The organism is Hydrogenophaga sp. (genome assembly GCF_051860785.1).
In the GTDB taxonomy this organism is placed as follows: Bacteria; Pseudomonadota; Gammaproteobacteria; order Burkholderiales; family Burkholderiaceae_C; genus Hydrogenophaga.
The window spans coordinates 91,636-106,859 of sequence record NZ_JBIMLB010000016.1 but is presented as its reverse complement, the minus strand read 5'-3'; the positions used below and the strand labels follow the sequence as shown (position 1 = coordinate 106,859).

General features: G+C 66.7%; 18 protein-coding genes. 12 read left to right on the top strand and 6 right to left on the bottom strand.

Features of this window, described 5'->3' with window-relative positions:
• The 3 genes from msrB to ACTIF6_RS19235 are packed head-to-tail and all read left to right on the top strand — an operon-like array spanning position 1 to position 2,364.
• Positions 1-420 (top strand): peptide-methionine (R)-S-oxide reductase MsrB, encoded by a 420-nt coding sequence (msrB, locus tag ACTIF6_RS19245; protein WP_439589542.1) that lies wholly within the window; start codon positions 1-3, stop codon positions 418-420.
• Complete coding sequence (cysK, locus tag ACTIF6_RS19240) at positions 417-1,337, top strand: cysteine synthase A (protein WP_439589541.1); 921 nt, start codon at positions 417-419, stop codon at positions 1,335-1,337. Before msrB ends, cysK begins: the two co-directional genes overlap by 4 nt.
• 4 nt (positions 1,338-1,341) lie before the next feature.
• Positions 1,342-2,364 (top strand): LLM class flavin-dependent oxidoreductase, encoded by a 1,023-nt coding sequence (locus ACTIF6_RS19235; RefSeq protein WP_439589540.1) that lies wholly within the window; start codon positions 1,342-1,344, stop codon positions 2,362-2,364.
• 1 nt (position 2,365) lies between these two features.
• Here the strand turns inward: ACTIF6_RS19235 and ACTIF6_RS19230 are convergent, their stop codons facing one another.
• Positions 2,366-3,334 (bottom strand): DUF533 domain-containing protein, encoded by a 969-nt coding sequence (locus ACTIF6_RS19230; RefSeq protein ID WP_439589539.1) that lies wholly within the window; start codon positions 3,332-3,334, stop codon positions 2,366-2,368.
• A gap of 129 nt (positions 3,335-3,463) precedes the next feature.
• Here ACTIF6_RS19230 and ACTIF6_RS19225 point away from each other — a divergent pair, with 129 nt between their 5' ends.
• The 3 genes from ACTIF6_RS19225 (at position 3,464) to ACTIF6_RS19215 (ending at position 5,157) form a co-directional block, all read left to right on the top strand.
• The gene (locus ACTIF6_RS19225) at positions 3,464-4,009 is read left to right on the top strand and encodes a septation protein A (RefSeq protein ID WP_439589538.1); all 546 of its coding nucleotides are present in this window, start codon (positions 3,464-3,466) and stop codon (positions 4,007-4,009) included.
• Positions 4,006-4,302 carry a BolA family protein gene (locus ACTIF6_RS19220; protein WP_439589537.1) on the top strand — a complete coding sequence of 99 codons (297 nt, stop codon included), beginning with the start codon at positions 4,006-4,008 and terminating at the stop codon, positions 4,300-4,302. The genes ACTIF6_RS19225 and ACTIF6_RS19220 overlap by 4 nt, the downstream gene beginning before the upstream one ends.
• 75 nt (positions 4,303-4,377) lie before the next feature.
• Positions 4,378-5,157: a foldase protein PrsA gene (locus tag ACTIF6_RS19215; RefSeq protein ID WP_439589536.1), complete on the top strand. Its 780-nt coding sequence runs from the start codon at positions 4,378-4,380 to the stop codon at positions 5,155-5,157.
• Between the two features lie 46 nt (positions 5,158-5,203).
• Here ACTIF6_RS19215 and ACTIF6_RS19210 read toward each other — a convergent pair whose 3' ends face one another.
• The 5 genes from ACTIF6_RS19210 to ACTIF6_RS19190 form a co-directional block, all read right to left on the bottom strand.
• The gene (locus tag ACTIF6_RS19210; RefSeq protein ID WP_439589535.1) at positions 5,204-5,944 is read right to left on the bottom strand and encodes a heparan-alpha-glucosaminide N-acetyltransferase; all 741 of its coding nucleotides are present in this window, start codon (positions 5,942-5,944) and stop codon (positions 5,204-5,206) included.
• A 3-nt stretch (positions 5,945-5,947) separates the two neighbouring features.
• Positions 5,948-6,700 carry an alpha/beta fold hydrolase gene (locus ACTIF6_RS19205; RefSeq protein WP_439589534.1) on the bottom strand — a complete coding sequence of 251 codons (753 nt, stop codon included), beginning with the start codon at positions 6,698-6,700 and terminating at the stop codon, positions 5,948-5,950.
• Positions 6,697-7,671, bottom strand: a complete 975-nt coding sequence (locus ACTIF6_RS19200; protein WP_439589533.1) for a DUF808 domain-containing protein — start codon at positions 7,669-7,671, stop codon at positions 6,697-6,699. The genes ACTIF6_RS19205 and ACTIF6_RS19200 overlap by 4 nt, the downstream gene beginning before the upstream one ends.
• A 25-nt stretch (positions 7,672-7,696) precedes the next feature.
• Positions 7,697-8,548: a phytanoyl-CoA dioxygenase family protein gene (locus tag ACTIF6_RS19195; RefSeq protein ID WP_439589532.1), complete on the bottom strand. Its 852-nt coding sequence runs from the start codon at positions 8,546-8,548 to the stop codon at positions 7,697-7,699.
• Positions 8,549-8,634: 86 nt separating this feature from the next.
• Positions 8,635-9,561, bottom strand: a complete 927-nt coding sequence (locus ACTIF6_RS19190) for a LysR family transcriptional regulator (RefSeq protein ID WP_439589531.1) — start codon at positions 9,559-9,561, stop codon at positions 8,635-8,637.
• Between the two features lie 205 nt (positions 9,562-9,766).
• Here ACTIF6_RS19190 and ACTIF6_RS19185 point away from each other — a divergent pair, with 205 nt between their 5' ends.
• Genes ACTIF6_RS19185 through ACTIF6_RS19160 form a run of 6 tightly spaced genes read left to right on the top strand, consistent with a single transcriptional unit; the run spans position 9,767 to position 15,220 of the window.
• Positions 9,767-10,744, top strand: coding sequence for a Bug family tripartite tricarboxylate transporter substrate binding protein (locus ACTIF6_RS19185; RefSeq protein WP_439589530.1), 978 nt, complete (start codon positions 9,767-9,769; stop codon positions 10,742-10,744).
• Positions 10,741-12,459 carry an amidohydrolase gene (locus tag ACTIF6_RS19180; RefSeq protein WP_439589529.1) on the top strand — a complete coding sequence of 573 codons (1,719 nt, stop codon included), beginning with the start codon at positions 10,741-10,743 and terminating at the stop codon, positions 12,457-12,459. The genes ACTIF6_RS19185 and ACTIF6_RS19180 overlap by 4 nt, the downstream gene beginning before the upstream one ends.
• Positions 12,460-12,489: 30 nt before the next feature.
• The gene (locus ACTIF6_RS19175; protein ID WP_439589528.1) at positions 12,490-13,140 is read left to right on the top strand and encodes a cysteine hydrolase family protein; all 651 of its coding nucleotides are present in this window, start codon (positions 12,490-12,492) and stop codon (positions 13,138-13,140) included.
• Positions 13,137-14,072 carry a creatininase family protein gene (locus tag ACTIF6_RS19170; RefSeq protein WP_439589527.1) on the top strand — a complete coding sequence of 312 codons (936 nt, stop codon included), beginning with the start codon at positions 13,137-13,139 and terminating at the stop codon, positions 14,070-14,072. Before ACTIF6_RS19175 ends, ACTIF6_RS19170 begins: the two co-directional genes overlap by 4 nt.
• The gene (locus ACTIF6_RS19165) at positions 14,069-14,374 is read left to right on the top strand and encodes a hypothetical protein (protein WP_439589526.1); all 306 of its coding nucleotides are present in this window, start codon (positions 14,069-14,071) and stop codon (positions 14,372-14,374) included. The genes ACTIF6_RS19170 and ACTIF6_RS19165 overlap by 4 nt, the downstream gene beginning before the upstream one ends.
• A gap of 9 nt (positions 14,375-14,383) precedes the next feature.
• The gene (locus ACTIF6_RS19160) at positions 14,384-15,220 is read left to right on the top strand and encodes a hypothetical protein (RefSeq protein WP_439589525.1); all 837 of its coding nucleotides are present in this window, start codon (positions 14,384-14,386) and stop codon (positions 15,218-15,220) included.
• Positions 15,221-15,224: the final 4 nt, after the last annotated feature.

Here is a 15,224-nt window from a genome sequence, read left to right as displayed (position 1 = left end):
ATGACCTTCCCCGTCCAGAAGACCGAAACCGAGTGGCGTGAGCTGCTGGCCAGCAAGGGCGCCGAATCGCGCGCGTTCGAAGTGACGCGCCACGCCGCCACCGAGCGACCCTACAGCGGCAAATACGAACAGGTCTGGGCCGACGGCAGCTACCACTGCATCTGTTGTGGCAACACCCTGTTCGATGCCAGCACCAAATTCGATGCCGGCTGCGGTTGGCCGAGCTTCTCGCAGGCCGTGCCCGGCGCCATCACCGAGATCACCGACCGCAGCCACGGCATGGTGCGGGTGGAAACCGTGTGCAGCCAGTGTGGCGCGCACCTGGGCCACGTCTTTCCCGATGGCCCCACACCCACCGGCCTGCGCTACTGCATGAATTCCGCATCGCTGGAACACCAGCCCATCAAGGACATCCCATGAAAGCCCAGAACATCCTGCAGACCATCGGTCGCACGCCGCACATCCGCGTCCAGCGCCTGTTCGGCAACGCCAGCCAGCAGGTCTGGATCAAGTCCGAGCGCAGCAACCCCGGCGGCTCCATCAAGGACCGCATTGCCCTGTCCATGGTGGAAGACGCCGAGAAAAGCGGCGCATTGCAACCCGGTGGCACCATCGTCGAACCGACGTCGGGCAACACGGGCATTGGCCTGGCCATGGTGGCCGCGGTCAAGGGCTACAAGCTGATCCTGGTCATGCCCGACAGCATGTCCGTCGAGCGCCGCCGGCTCATGCTGGCCTACGGTGCGAGTTTCGACCTGACCCCGCGCGAGAAGGGCATGAAAGGTTCGATCGCGCGGGCCGAAGAAATCGTGGCCAGCACGCCCGGTGCCTGGATGCCGCAGCAGTTCAACAACCCGGCCAACGTGGAGGTGCACGTGCGCACCACGGCCGAAGAGATTGCCGCGGATTTCCCCGATGGCATCGACGCCCTCATCACCGGCGTGGGTACCGGCGGCCACATCACGGGCGTGGCTCGCGTGCTCAAGGCGCGCTGGCCGAAGCTGCAAGTGTTCGCGGTGGAGCCGGCGGCCTCACCCGTCATTTCCGGCGGCGCCCCTTCGCCCCACCCCATTCAAGGCATCGGCGCGGGCTTCATTCCCAACAACCTCGACAAGAGCCTGCTCGACGGCGTGATCCAGGTCGAGGCCGAACCTGCGCGCGAGATGGCACGCCGTTGCGCGCGCGAAGAAGGCATGCTGGTCGGCATTTCTTCGGGCGCCACCCTCGCCGCCATCGCCCAGAAACTGCCCGAGCTGCCGGCCAACGCCGTGGTGCTGGGCTTCAACTACGACACCGGGGAACGCTACCTGTCCGTGGACGGTTTCCTTCCCGCCTGATGCCATGAAAACCTTGCAAGACATCCGCCTCTCCATGCTCGACCTGGTCGCCGTGCGCGAGGGCGGCACCGTGGCCGACGCGCTGGCCGTGGCGCTGCGCACCGCGCAACACGCCGAATCGCTTGGCTTCACCCGCTACTGGCTCGCCGAGCACCACAACATGAGCGGCATCGCCTGCTCGGCCACCGCCGTGCTGGTGGGCCACATCGCGGGTGGCACGAAGCACATGCGCGTGGGCTCGGGTGGCGTGATGCTGCCCAATCACGCACCCCTGGTGGTCGCCGAAGCCTTCGGCACCCTGGCCGAGCTCTATCCGGGCCGCATCGACCTCGGCCTGGGCCGTGCCCCCGGCACCGACCCGCACACCATGCGCGCGCTGCGCCGCGACCGCGTCGAGACCGAGGCTGATTTTCCGCGCGACGTGGCCGAGCTGCAGCACCTGCTGGGCCCGGCTCAGCCGGGACAGCGCCTGATCGCCAACCCGGGTGCCGGCACCAACGTGCCGATCTGGCTGCTCGGCTCGAGCCTTTTCTCAGCGCAGCTGGCGGCCGAGCGCGGCCTGCCTTACGCCTTCGCCTCGCACTTCGCTCCGCGCCTGCTGATGCAGGCCCTGGACGTGTACCGCCGCCAGTTCCAGCCCTCCGCCACACTGGACAAACCCTACGCCATCGTCGGCGTACCCGTGATTGCCGCGCCCACCGATGCCGAAGCGGAATTCCTGGCCAGTAGCACCTACCAGCGCGTGCTGGGCATCCTCACCGGCCGGCGCGGCCTGCTGCCCCCGCCGGTAGAGCACTTCATGGAGCGCCTGCACCCACAGGAGCGTGCCGGCATCGCCGATTTCCTAGCCATGGCCGTCATCGGCGGGCCGCAGACCGTGCGCGAAGGCTTCGCCTCGCTGGCCGAAGCCACCGAAGCCGACGAGTTCATGATCGTGAGCGACCTGTACGACCCGGCGCTGCGCCTGCGCTCGCTGACCATCACGGCCGAGGCCATGGCCGCGCAGGCGACCGCGCAACTCGCCTGAATCAGACCACCCCGCCGCCCCGAACCATGTTCATGATCTGGCCGGCGTCCAGCGTCGCGGCCTTCTGCTGGATCTGAGGCAGGTATTGCGCCTGCATCTGCTTGGCCGGGCCGAGCAGGTCCTGGAAGCTTTGCTTGAGGAGATCGGTGCTCATCACGCGCCCACCGGCGTAGTAGCGCTTGGCCACCTGGCCCAGCGCATAGGTGGTGGCGAACGAAAACGCCATGCCGGTGGCCGCACGGCCGATGCCGCCCACCGTGCGCCCCGCCGCCTTGCCCAGCAGGCCACCCAGCAGCTTGCGACCGAACTGCTCCAGGTATTGCGACGTCAGGCCCACGCCCGCGGCCGCGATGAATTCGCGGATGTGCCCCTGGTCGAGCTCCACGCCATGGGCCTTGCCAATGGCGTAGACCATCTTCACCTGCAGCGGGATGATGGCCATGGACGCCCAGGACTGGGGCAACAGTTCGAGCGCACCGTTGAGCAGCGAGTAGTTCAGGATGGACTTGTCCAGCTCGGCGTCTCGCGCCGGCGCAGGCACCGCCGCGGCGGCTGCAGCGGCAGGTGCAGCGCGTGGCACGGCCACCTCGGCTGCCTCCACCACCGCATCGGCCTCGCGCTCGAAGGCGGCAGTCTCGACTGCATTGAGCTTCAAACGCGATTTGAGGTCGTTGAGGAATGCCGTCTCGGCCGGGCTCTGCCGGCCATCTGCGTCGCACACGCACACCGCCATTTCGTAGGCCAGTTGACGCTGCCCGGCATCCTGCAGGCCAGAGACGGCGTCGTTCAGCGACACGCGCTTGAGCAGCACGTCCTGGTAGAGCCGGGTCAGGCCCGCTCCACCGGGCTCCTGGCCGAGCGTGTCGGCGATCTGCCGGATCGACTCGCGCTCGGCATCGGCCTTGTTGCCGTCGGCGAACGCCGCCAGCAGAGCAATGGAGAGGATGGATTGTTGTTCCTGAGGGGACATGTCGGAGGCGTTCCTTGAAGATGTTGATCGATGTGATCAGGGCGATTGAAGGAGTCTGGCCGGTGCAAGGGAGTTCCAGCCCAATCCCTGCTTAAGTCTGCGCCAAAGCCAACCCCCGATAATCCACGCATGCGTTTCCTCATCGACTTCTTCCCCATCGCGCTGTTCGTGGCGGCCTACAAGATGGCCGACATCTACACCGCCACAGGCGTGCTGATGGCCGCCACCGTCGTGCAGACCGGCCTGATCTACGCCATTGACCGTCGCTTGCAGACCTTGCACAAAGTCACATTGGCGCTGGTTCTGGTGTTTGGTGCCCTCACCCTCTTCCTGCAGGACGAGCGTTTCATCAAATGGAAGCCCACGGTGCTGTACGCCAGCATGGCCATCGTGCTGGCCGCCGCCCTGTGGATCTGGAAGAAGAATTTCCTGCAGCTTCTGCTGGGCAGCCAGCTCAAGCTGCCCGAGCCGGTGTGGGCGCGGCTCACCGTGGCCTGGATCGCTTATTTCCTGTTCATGGCGGCGATCAACGGCTACGTGGCGGCCTATTTCTCCACCGAGTTCTGGGTCGACTTCAAGCTCTGGGGCTACGTCTTCCCGGTGGTCTTCATCCTCGGCCAGGGCCTCTACATCTCGCGTTACCTCAAGGAAGACGCGGTGGAAGAGAAATCATGACCGAAGCCACCGTGCCCACCGCATCGGCCATCGAGTCGCGTCTGCGCGAAGCGCTGTCGCCAACCCAGCTCGAAGTCATCGATGAAAGCGCCGCCCACGCGGGGCATTCGGGGGCCAACGGCCTGGGGTATGGCACCCATTTCCGGGTGCGCATCGGCGGACCCGCTTTCGCTGGGCAGAGCCGGGTTGCGCAGCACCGCCTTGTGTATGATGCGCTGCAAAAATTCACTGACGCCGGCCTGCACGCCCTGGCCATCGAGATCAGGGCTGAACCCGGAAACGGCCCAGGCTGACGCTACGTTCTGATACCTGTTCGCTGAACCCCACTGCGCGGGGCAGCTCCAATCTTTTTTCATCCGAGGAACACCATGAAATTCTCCCTGTCGGCCCTGACCGCGGCCGTGTTGATCACGACCGCCACCCTGGCATCGGCCCAGAACGTGGCCATCGTCAACGGCAAGCCGGTGCCCGTCGCGCGCCTGAACGTGCTGGCCGAGCAGATCGCCGCCACCGGGCGGCCGGTGGATGAATCGATCCGAGAGCAACTCAAGGAAGAAGTGGTGCTGCGCGAAGTCTTCATGCAGGAAGCGCAGAAGCGCGGCGTGGCATCCAGCCAGGAGTACAAGAACCAGATGGCGCTGGCCCGCGAGACCATCATGATCCGCGCGCTGTTCACGGACTTCCAGAAGAAGAACCCCGTCACCGACGCCGACCTCAAGGCCGAGTACGACCAGCTCGTGGCGGCCAACAGCGGCAAGGAATACCGCGCCCGCCACATCCTGGTCGAGAAGGAAGACGAGGCCAGGGCCATCATCAAATCGCTCAAGGGCGGCGCCAAGTTCGAGGACATCGCCAAAAAGCAGTCCAAGGACGCCGGCTCCGGCGCCAACGGCGGCGACCTGGACTGGGCCGCCGCTTCCAGCTACGTGCCCGAGTTCTCGGAGGCCATGATCAAGCTGGAAAAAGGCCAGCTCACCCAGGAACCGGTGAAAAGCCAGTTCGGCTGGCACGTCATCCGTGTGGATGACGTCCGCCAGGCCGAGCTGCCCAGGTTCGAGGACATCAAGCCACAGATCGCGCAGCAGATGCAGCAGCAGAGGCTGCAGGAATTCCAGAAGAACCTGCGCGAGAAGGCGAAGATCCAGTAAGGCGCTACGCCGGAAAAAAAGCGCGGCCCGGCCGCGCTTTTTTTTGTCACAACGCGCGCGTGACCAGCCAGATCAGGCCCAGCAGCACCGGCTGGTGCAGCAGGTAATACGACAGGCTCCAGCGTCCCAGGGTGACAAGTCCGCGCCGCACCCCGGTGGCCGCCGCATCGCCCACGCCCAGCCAGGTGGGGCGATGCGCGAGGGCCCATTGCCCGGCCACCATGCCCCACCACACCACACCCAACCAGGGCAGCAGCGGCACATAGTCTTCGGTGACCGGCTTGCGGTTGACAAAGCCCAGCCAGTTGAGCCAGGGGGAATTGAATACCTCCAGGGCCGGCCAGGCGGCCATGGCTGCCGGCGCCACGAAGGGCAACGCGATCACCACGGCACCCAGCGGCCAGCGCCAGGCGCCCCACCCGGCCGTGAGGCGGGCCAGGATCAGCATGACGGCAATGCCGTGCAACACGCCGAAGTAGATGAAGCTCTTTGGGAAGACCAGCACCGAACCCGCCGTCACCAGCAGCGCGGCAGCGGCCACTTGCAGCCAGCGCCGCCAGAAGCGTGACCAGGGCTGCCCCTGGTACAGCGCCACCGCCTGGGAAAGCCCGGCGGTGAAGAGGAACAGGCTCACGATCGCGTTGCGCTGCCAGGTCCAGAACGGGTCGCGGTAGAAGTCCTCGCGGATCAGGCCGAAGAAGTTCAGGTCGAAACAGAAGTGGTAGGCCGTCATCCACAGCATCGCCGCCGCGCGCAGCAGGTCGATCCGGTCCAGGCGCTGCGTCATGGGTCAGGCGCGGGTGCGCTGGATGCGCAGCAACAGCTCGGCCAGCGCCTGGGGCTCGCTCACCATGGGATCGTGCCCCGTGGCCATTTCGATCACTTGCCAGCCTGGCTCCTGGCGCACACGCTTGCGCGCGGGTGCAATGGTGGCCAGGGCGGGCGAGGTGCAGTCGATGAAGGTGCGCGGCACGGCGGCCACACGCGCGCCGTCGAAATCCAGCGGCTGCTGGTACAGGCGGAATGGCTGAGGTGTCTGGCGCCGGTTCACCCAGTCGCGGTCGGCGCCGTCGAGGCCGAAGACCTGGGCGTCGGGCGGCGGAAAGCTCAAGCCGCCGCTGGGCTTCGACGCATCGATTCGGGCCTGCTTCGTTTCGGCGGAGTGGTGACTGCTCCAGCTGTCCCCGGGGTACGGCACGGCGGCGTCGAGGTAGACCAGGTGAGCCAGGGCGCCGGGGCGCTCGCGTTGCAGACGGTCGGCCACGCCGGTGACCACCATGCCGGCGTAGCTGTGGCCCACCAACACGAGGCGCTGCAGTTCCTCGGCCTCGATCAGGCCCATCACGTCCTGGATGTGGGTGTGCAGATCGATGCCGGGCGACATGAGATGGGCCCGCTCGCCCAGGCCGGTGAGCGTGACGGCATGGGCTGGCACGCCCGCATCGCGCAACAGGGGCAGCACGCGTTGCCAGCACCAGGCACCATGCCAGGCACCGTGCACGAGCACGAAAGCGGTTTCCGTCGGTGGGTGTTGATCGGTCAAGGCGATGCTCCGGCGCTGCCGCGCAGGCGTTTGACGAGGGTGACCACCGCCACCACCACTGCGCCCGCCACCAGGCCGGCGAGGCCGCCCGCCAGGCTCGCCGCGAGCGAGCCGATCCAGCCCAGCGTGGCGGCGAAGGCCTCGATGCCATGGCCCAGCGCCGGAATGCCGTGCACCAGGATGCCGCCGCCGACCAGGAACATCGCCGCCGTGCCGAGCACCGACAGCGTCTTCATGAGCCACGGCGCTGCCACGAGGATGCCGCGCCCGAGTGACTGTTTCCATTTGGCGGCCTGCTGGTTGAGGTACAGGCCCAGGTCGTCGAGCTTGACGATGCCGGCGACGAGCCCGTACACGCCGACAGTCATGATCAGCGAAATCCCCACCAGCACCGCCACGCGCTGGCCCATGCTGGCGGCCGCGACCGTGCCGAGCGTGATCACGATGATTTCGGCGGAGAGGATGAAGTCGGTGCGCACCGCGCCCTTGATCTTCTCCTTCTCGAAAGCAATGAGGTCGACGCGCTGATCCGCCACCGCCGCAACGCGCTCTTGCCGCTGCACCTCTTCATCGGTCTTGTGCGGACCGAACGCATGCCAGAGTTTTTCGGCCCCCTCGTAGCAGAGAAACAGGCCGCCGAGCATGAGAAGCGGCGTGATGGCCCAGGGCGCGACCACACTGATGAGCAGCGCGCTGGGCACGAGAATGGCCTTGTTGATCATCGACCCCTTGGCCACCGCCCAGACGACAGGCAACTCGCGTTCAGCCTTCACACCGGTGACCTGCTGAGCGTTGAGCGCCAGGTCGTCGCCCAGAACACCAGCGGTCTTCTTGGTTGCCAGCTTGGTCATCGCGGCCACATCATCTGCCACCGCCGCGCTCTTTCGGGCCGCCACCTTGGTCATCAGGGCGATGTCATCGAGCAACGTGGCGATGTCGTCGATCAGGGCAAGCAGACTGGTTCCGGCCATGGTGAGGGTCCTGGTGAGGTGGCGGTCAGCGCACAGGCCAGACCAGAGGGAAAAGCGGATCGTCGAGTGGCGCGCCGTCAACCAGGCGATCGGCCAGGCCAGCGAATGGCGGCGATGTGCGCCAGGGGCGCGGCGCATGGCGGGCGTCGTCGCCCAGGTATCGGGCCGAGAACACGCGCCGTCGACGCGCCGGTCCCACGCCACTGGAGGCGTGCAGCGCGAGCATGTGAAAGGCCACGCAGTCGCCCGGCTCCAGCGCCCACGCCAGTTGGCGGAATTCATCTGGACGCGCATCGATGGCGGGCAGTTCGACCAGCGCGCCTTCAGGAAACCACTTCGCCTGCTGATCGCGGAAGGTGCGCGGCATGTACCAGGTGCCGGCATGCGAACCGGCCACGAAACGCAGCGTGCTCTCGAGCACCACCGGATCCACCGGAATCCAGAAGCTCACGTTCTGGCGGCCGCTCACGTTGTAGTAGGGCTGGTCCTGGTGCCAGGGCGTGGGCTGGCGCGTGCCGGGTTCCTTGACCAGCAGGTGGTCGTGGTAAAGGCGCGCTTCGCGGCTCTGCATGAGCTGCGCGGCGATGTGGGGCAGTGCCGAATGTTGCAGGATGTCCCGATAGGCAGGGTTGTCCTGCCAGGTGCAGAAGTCCTCGACAAAGCGGCCCGGGTCGTCGGGCTCGCTGGCCACCAGCGCGAGCGGGCTCAGGTGGGCCAGGTTGTGTTCGATGCCCTCTTCCAGCCGGGCCAGTTCACGCGCATCGAGCACGCCGCGCAGCACCACGGCGCCATCGCGGGCATAGTCGCCCACCGTTGCTGCATCCAGCTTGAAATCCCGCAAGGTGGTGGGTTCCACGGGAAAAGTGTTCGTGGTCAAGAGCATCCTTCTGCTGCAACGGGGTGGGTGAATACGCCCGATTTTGCCTTGCAGCGCCGCGTCAGCAGCAGGCGACGCCCAAAAGCTCAGCTCCGCAGTGCCGCGCGCAGCCAGTTGACAAAGGCGGCGGAGGCTTTGGGCACGTGCGAGGTGTAGGAGCGCAGCACGATCAGGTGGTCGCCCATGCCACTGGTCGCTTTCCATTCCGGCAGCACGCGAACCAGCCGGCCCGAGCGCAGGCCTTCTCCGGCGTTGAAGTCGGGCAGGCGCGCAATGCCCAGGCCCGCCATCGCGGCATCGCGTTGCGCCTCGCTGCTGTTGGACGCGAAGGAGCCCGTCACCTGCACGCCAACCTGCTCCAGCATGTCACCCCGCATGCATTCGAACTGCCAGACCACACGGTCGCGGCCGCGCGTGTAGTTGAGGCAGTTGTGGTTTGCCAGGCTGCTCGGGTGTTCGGGCGTGCCACGCTGACGCAGGTAATCGGCGCTCGCGACCAGATAGAACTCGATCTCGCACAGTCGGAGGGCCACATGCGTCTGTGGCGGGTTGTCGGTGTGACGGATGGCCACGTCGTAGCCTTCGAGGGCCAGGGAGCGGATGCCGTCGCTCAGATCGATTTCGACCTTGATGCCGGGAAAAGCTTCGAGAAATGCCGGCATCAGCGGCAGCATGCGCAGCCTGGCGAAAGCCACCGGCGCCGTCACCCGAACGAGCCCGCGCGGCGGGCCCTCGGCATCGCGTGCGGCTGAAAAGGCCTGCGCGATCTGTGCGAAGGGCTGCTGGGTCTGGCCCACCAGGGCAAGGCCTTCCTCGGTCAGGCTCACGCTCCGTGTGGTGCGCCGCACCAGCGGCACACCGACCGCGCGCTCCAGGTCGGTAATGCGCTGGCTCATGCCTGCCTTGCTCACGCCCAGTGAGTCGGCGGCGCGCGAGAAGCTGCCCTTTTCGGCCAGAACGACCAGGTAGTGCAGATGACCCCACAGGTCTTCGACACGTTGGGTACGCGACATTTTGGGGGCGCCGGGATTCGCCATCGTCAATCAATCGGACTCGAAAACGAAAGGCTCCGACGATAACCTGCGGGCCGCTCGCGTCAAGCCATCAGCGGGGCTGACTGTTCGCGAAAGCGAACACTGAGTTCCGGGCATTTCTATTGAGCAGCGGCTTCTCACTCCATAAGATGACCCGCACCCGGACCTCCAACAGAAAGACGCCATGCACGACCTTCCACGACGCAACCTCCTTCTGGCCATGGCGTGCAGCCTGCTTGGCGCCACTGTCCCGGCCCTTGCACAAGACTACCCGCAGCGGCCCGTCAAGATCCTTGTGCCCTTCCCGGCCGGCGGTGCCAACGATGTGGTCGCGCGCATGGTGGCGGCGAAGATGTCGGCTGAACTGGGGCAGCCTTTTGTGGTCGAGAACCGCGGTGGCGCTGGCGGTCAGATCGGCACCGAAGTGGTGCAGCGTTCACCCGCCGACGGTTACACGCTGCTGGTCACCAACACCGGCTTCATCCAGGGTCCGTTGATGGCCACCCGGCCGACCTACGACCCCCAGAACGATTTCGAGCCGATCAGCCAGCACAACGCCGCACCGACGATCTTCGTGATCAATCCCGAACTGCCGGCCAAAACTCTCGCCGAGTTCATCGCCCTGGTCAAGCGCGAACCCGGGAAACATTCCTTTGGCTCGGGCGGCATTGCGCAGACGCTGCACCTGTTTGGTGAACTGCTGAACAAGGCGGCTGGCCTGGAAATGACGCATGTGCCGTTCCAGGGCGAGTTGCTGTCGGTCAACGCGATCATCGCGGGCCACATCTCGGGCATGTTCGTCACCGTGGCCTCCTCGCGCGCCCATGTACAGGCCGGAAAGCTGCGCGCGCTGGCAGCAACTGGTCCGACGCGCACGCCGCTGCTGCCCGACCTGCCGACCTTCCGCGAGCTCGGCCACACGCAGTTCGACGCCGTGGGCTGGTATGGCATGCTGGCGCCGCGCGGCACGCCGCAGCCCATCGTCGAGCGCCTTTCGAAGGCCGCCATCAACGCGGTGAACGACCCCGATGTCAGCGCGCGCCTGAACGCGCTCGGCCTCGCGCCGCTCGGCAGTACATCGCAAGAGATGCGCACCGCGATTCGCCGTACACACGACGACTGGAAATCGATCATGACGGTCACCGGCATGCTGCCCAAATGAGCGGCTCTGCGATCGATCTGGTCCTTCACGGTGGCACCGTCCACACGGTGGACCCTCATGACTCCGTGGCCGAAGCCGTGGCCATTGCGGACGGGCGCATCGTCGCTGTCGGCTCATCGAAGCGCATCCTCGCGCTCGCCAGTCCTGTCACCCGTGTGGTAGACCTCGCGGGCCGCACCGTCGTGCCGGGTTTTGTCGATGCGCATCCGCACATGGACATGGTCGGCACGAGAGCCATCAAGCCTTCTTTCGGCAACCCGGCCAGCATCGATGCGGTCCTGGAAACGCTGCGTCAGGAGGCTGCAAAGCGGCCGGCGGGCAGCTGGATCCTGTGCAACCCGCTCGCCATCGAGCCCGACATGCTCGAGTACCCTGGCCGCCTGCGAGAAGGCCGCTGGCCCGATCGTCACGATCTCGACAAGGCCTGTCCCGAACATCCTGTGTACATCGAGGCCCCATCGCTCGCCGCACCCGGTGCCGCCATGCTGAACACCGCGGGCCTCAAGGCCAACGGCATCACACGCGACTCGGCCATGCCGGAAGGCGTGACCATGGTGACCGATGCCGACGGCGAGCCCACCGGCCTCTTCCTGGACATCAACTTCCCCAAGCGAATGCCGCTGGTCGACGGCGGTTTCAAGGGCAGCGCCCTCTTCCCAGCCCTGCCCGCCTTCAGCCGCGAAGACGTGCGGCGCGCGGTGCATGAAGGCGCCAAGGCCTTCAACCGCGCCGGCATCACCATGATCTACGAAGGTCATGGCATCCCGGCCGGCCCCCAGCGGGCCTACCTCGACCTCTGGCAGAGCAAGGAACTCACCGTGCGCACCTACTTCGTGGTGCAGTACCCGGTGGCCTACTACAGCGACCTGGAAAAAGGCCAGCAGCTGATCGACGACACCGCGCGCTACGCCGCGGGCAATGGCTTCGGCGACGACATCCTCAAGTTCGGCGGCCTGGGCTTTTCGTTCGACAGCGCGGCTGCCATCGGTGCGTGCTGCATGCGCGAGCCCTACACGGGCCCACTGGGGCAGCGCTGGACGGGCCTGCAGCTCACGCGCGACGTGGTGTTCGAAGACATCGTGCGCCGCTGCGCCAAGGCCGGCCTGCGCGTTCAGACGCAGTGCGCCGGCGGCGCGGCGATCGACAAGGTCCTGGGCGCCTACAAGGCGGTCGATGCGAAGTACCCGATCAAGGGCCAGCGCTGGACCATCCAGCACTGCCAGTTCCCCTCGGCCGAGAACATGCGCGACTGCCGCGAACTCGGTGTGCTCCCCACCACCAGTGGCAACTTCCTCTGGCTCTACGGCAGCATCTACCTGCGCTCCTTCGGCGAGAAGCTGGCGGCCGAAGCCATTCCATTCCGCGCCTGGCTCGACGCTGGCGTGCCGGTGTCGCAGTCGTCCGATGGCCGTCCCTACGACGCGATCTTCGGCTTCTGGCAACTGCTCGCCCGGCTAGACGCGATCACCGGCCGCGAGCTCACCACGCCGGCCCAGGCACTCACACGGCAGCAAGCGTTGCGCTGCTGCACGCTCAACGGCGCGATGACCACCTTCTGGGATCACGAGACCGGCTCGATCGAGCCTGGCAAGCTGGCCGACCTCGCGATCCTGTCCGACGACATCCTGACCATACCGCTCGACCGCGTGCGCGAGACCCGCGTGCTGGCCACGCTGCTGGGTGGTGTGCCGGTGCACGACACCGGCTTGTTCTGAAACCTCCTCCTTCCCCTGATTTGCGTCCCCATGACTTTGACCGAACGAAACCTGCCCCTGAAACTCGCCGAGCGCCTTCAACCCGCTCGCTGCGTGCTGCTTATCGTCGACATGCAGAACGATTTCTGCGCGCCCGGCGGCTTCATCGACGCCGTGATGAAGAAGGACGTCGCGAGCGCGGCCGAGATCCTGCCGCGCGTGCAAGGCCTGATCGATGCCGCGCGCAGCGCCGGTGTGCCGGTGGTCTGGCTGCGCGCCGACTATTCGCACGACCGCATCCCCGATTCGATGGCGGTCAAGCTCGCGGCGTCCGGGATCACGCAGGAATGCTGCAAGCCCGACACCCCTGGCGCCGACTGGTATGGCGGCCTCATGCCTGCGGCCGGCGAAGCCATCGTCACAAAACACAGCTACTCGGGCTTCACCGGTACCGACATGCAGGCCGTGCTCTCGGCCACCGGCCGACAGACCGTCGTCTTCGCTGGCGTGCAGACCCAGATCTGCGTTGAATCGACCCTGCGCGACGCGCATGCGCACGGGTGGCTCTGTGTCGCAGCCGAAGACGCCGTGGGTTCGCACACGCCGACCGCGCACGAGGCCACGCTCAACAACGTGCGCTTCCTGTTCGGTGACGTCTGCAGCGCGGCCGACATCGGCGCGGCATGGAGTGCAAACCCATGAGCGCCCCGGAAGGCGTGCGTGAAGGCTTCGACATCTTCGCGGGCACGATCGCCGAAATGACCTGGCAGGAGGTGGACCACGCGGCCAAGGATGGTGCCGTGCTGCTGTGGGCTTTCGGCGTGATCGAACAGCATGGCCCACACCTGCCCACCGGCACCGACGTCTACCTTCCCCAGGCGCGGCTGCGTGGCGTGCGCAAGGTGCTGGCCGATCGCGGGGTGCGGGCGCTCATCGTGCCGCCCTACTACTGGGGCGTGAACCAGACCTCGGGCTCCTTCCCGGCGTCCTACCACGTGCGACCCGAGATCACGAAGGAGCTGATGTCCGACGTCTTCCGCAACTTCGAGAAGGACGGCTTTCGCCACGTGTTCTGCTTCTCGGGCCACGGCGAGGCCGCGCACAACCGCACCATCCATGAAGGCGTGCGCCTGGGCGCGAGCCGCACATCCCTGCAGATCAGCTTCGTGGCCGATGCCGCCCTCGCCTCGCGCGTCGGCATCAGCCTGTCCGACCCGCATCTCGCGCTGCCACCCGACGATGTGGCCGCCGATGCGCCGGCTTCGGGTGTGCGCTTCTTCCAGGCCGGCGCCACGCCAGCGTCCCCCGGCGCGCCAGAACGCGCACCGCGCTACGTGGACGTGCACGCGGGTCGCGGCGAATCTTCACAAATGCTCGCGAGCTGCACGGGTCTCGTGCGCGACGACTTGCGCCGCCGCCTGCCATCCACCGACCTGGGGACGGAAGAACTCGCGGTCTGGCGCCGCGGCCTCGACGACGCGCGCCGGACCACACCGCTTGGCTACCTGGGCGATCCGGCTTCGGCCAATGCCGATGAAGGTCGTGCCAGCCTCGAGCGCCTCGCCAGACGTGCGGCCGACGCCGTGATCGCGCGCCTGGCCGCACCGGACGTCACCACGGAGTCGATTCCATGAGCCTGCCCTATTTCCGCCGCACGCTGGCGGCCAACCGCATGGTGTTCGAGGTGCGCCGCGATCCGCAACTGATCGAACGCTTTCGCAGCGATCTCGAAGCGCTGATGCAGGACTACGCGCTGACGCCCGACGAACGCGAAGCCTTTCGCACGCGCGACCTGCAGCGCATGCTGACGCTGGGCGTGCACCCGTATTTCCTCACGCAGATCACCCGGCTGTTCCACGGCTCGGCCCACAACCACCAGGGCAGCGCGGCCATCCAGGCGTACCGCGAAGCCCTGGTTGAAAACCACAAGAAGTGAACGAACACCATGGCTGAACTCGTCTGCACCATGGCGCTGGCCCATGCGCCCGGCATGACCGGCTGGTTTGAAAAAGCCGAGCCCGGCCAGCGCGAACGCCTGACCGCGGGCTACGCCGAGCTGGCCCGCCGGCTGCGCGCCGCGAAACCCGACGTGATCCTGGGCTTCGGCAACGACCACCTGCTCAACCTGCCTTTCGACAACCCGCCCGATCTGTGCATCGGCACCGCCGCCGAGTGGCGCGGCCCGGCGCCATGGTTCGAGGACTGGCTCGCGATCGAGCCCTTTCGTGTCGACGGCCGCCCCGACGTCGCCGAAGCGCTGGTCACGGCGATGGACCGGCGCGGTGTATCGATGGCCTTTCGCAGCGACCTCTTGATGGACGACAACTTCTCTGTGCCGCTCAAGGTGCTGATGCCTGAGTTCGACATTCCGTTCGTGCCCGTGCACATGAATTGCCTGGTGCCGCCCGTGGCCACGCCCCAGCGCTGCTTCGAAGTCGGCAAGACGCTCGCGAGCGCGATCCGCGAAGATCTGCCCGCGGGCCTGCGCGTGGCGTTGATGTCCACCGGCGGCCTTTCGCACGACCCTGGCGGCCCGCGCTACTTCGAGATCGACGAGGCCTTCGACCGCTGGTTTCTGTCGCTGCTGGAAACCGGTGCCACCGAGCGCGCCTTCGCCGAATGCACGCTCGAGCGCATGCGCGAAGCCGGTGCCGGTGGTACGCCCGAACTCATCGCCTGGTTCATCGCCTGGGGTGCTGCGCAGGGCGCTGCGGCCGAGATCGTCTGCTACGAACCCACCGTCGGCCTTCGCTGCAGCATGGGCGGCGTGGCCTGGAACTGATTGC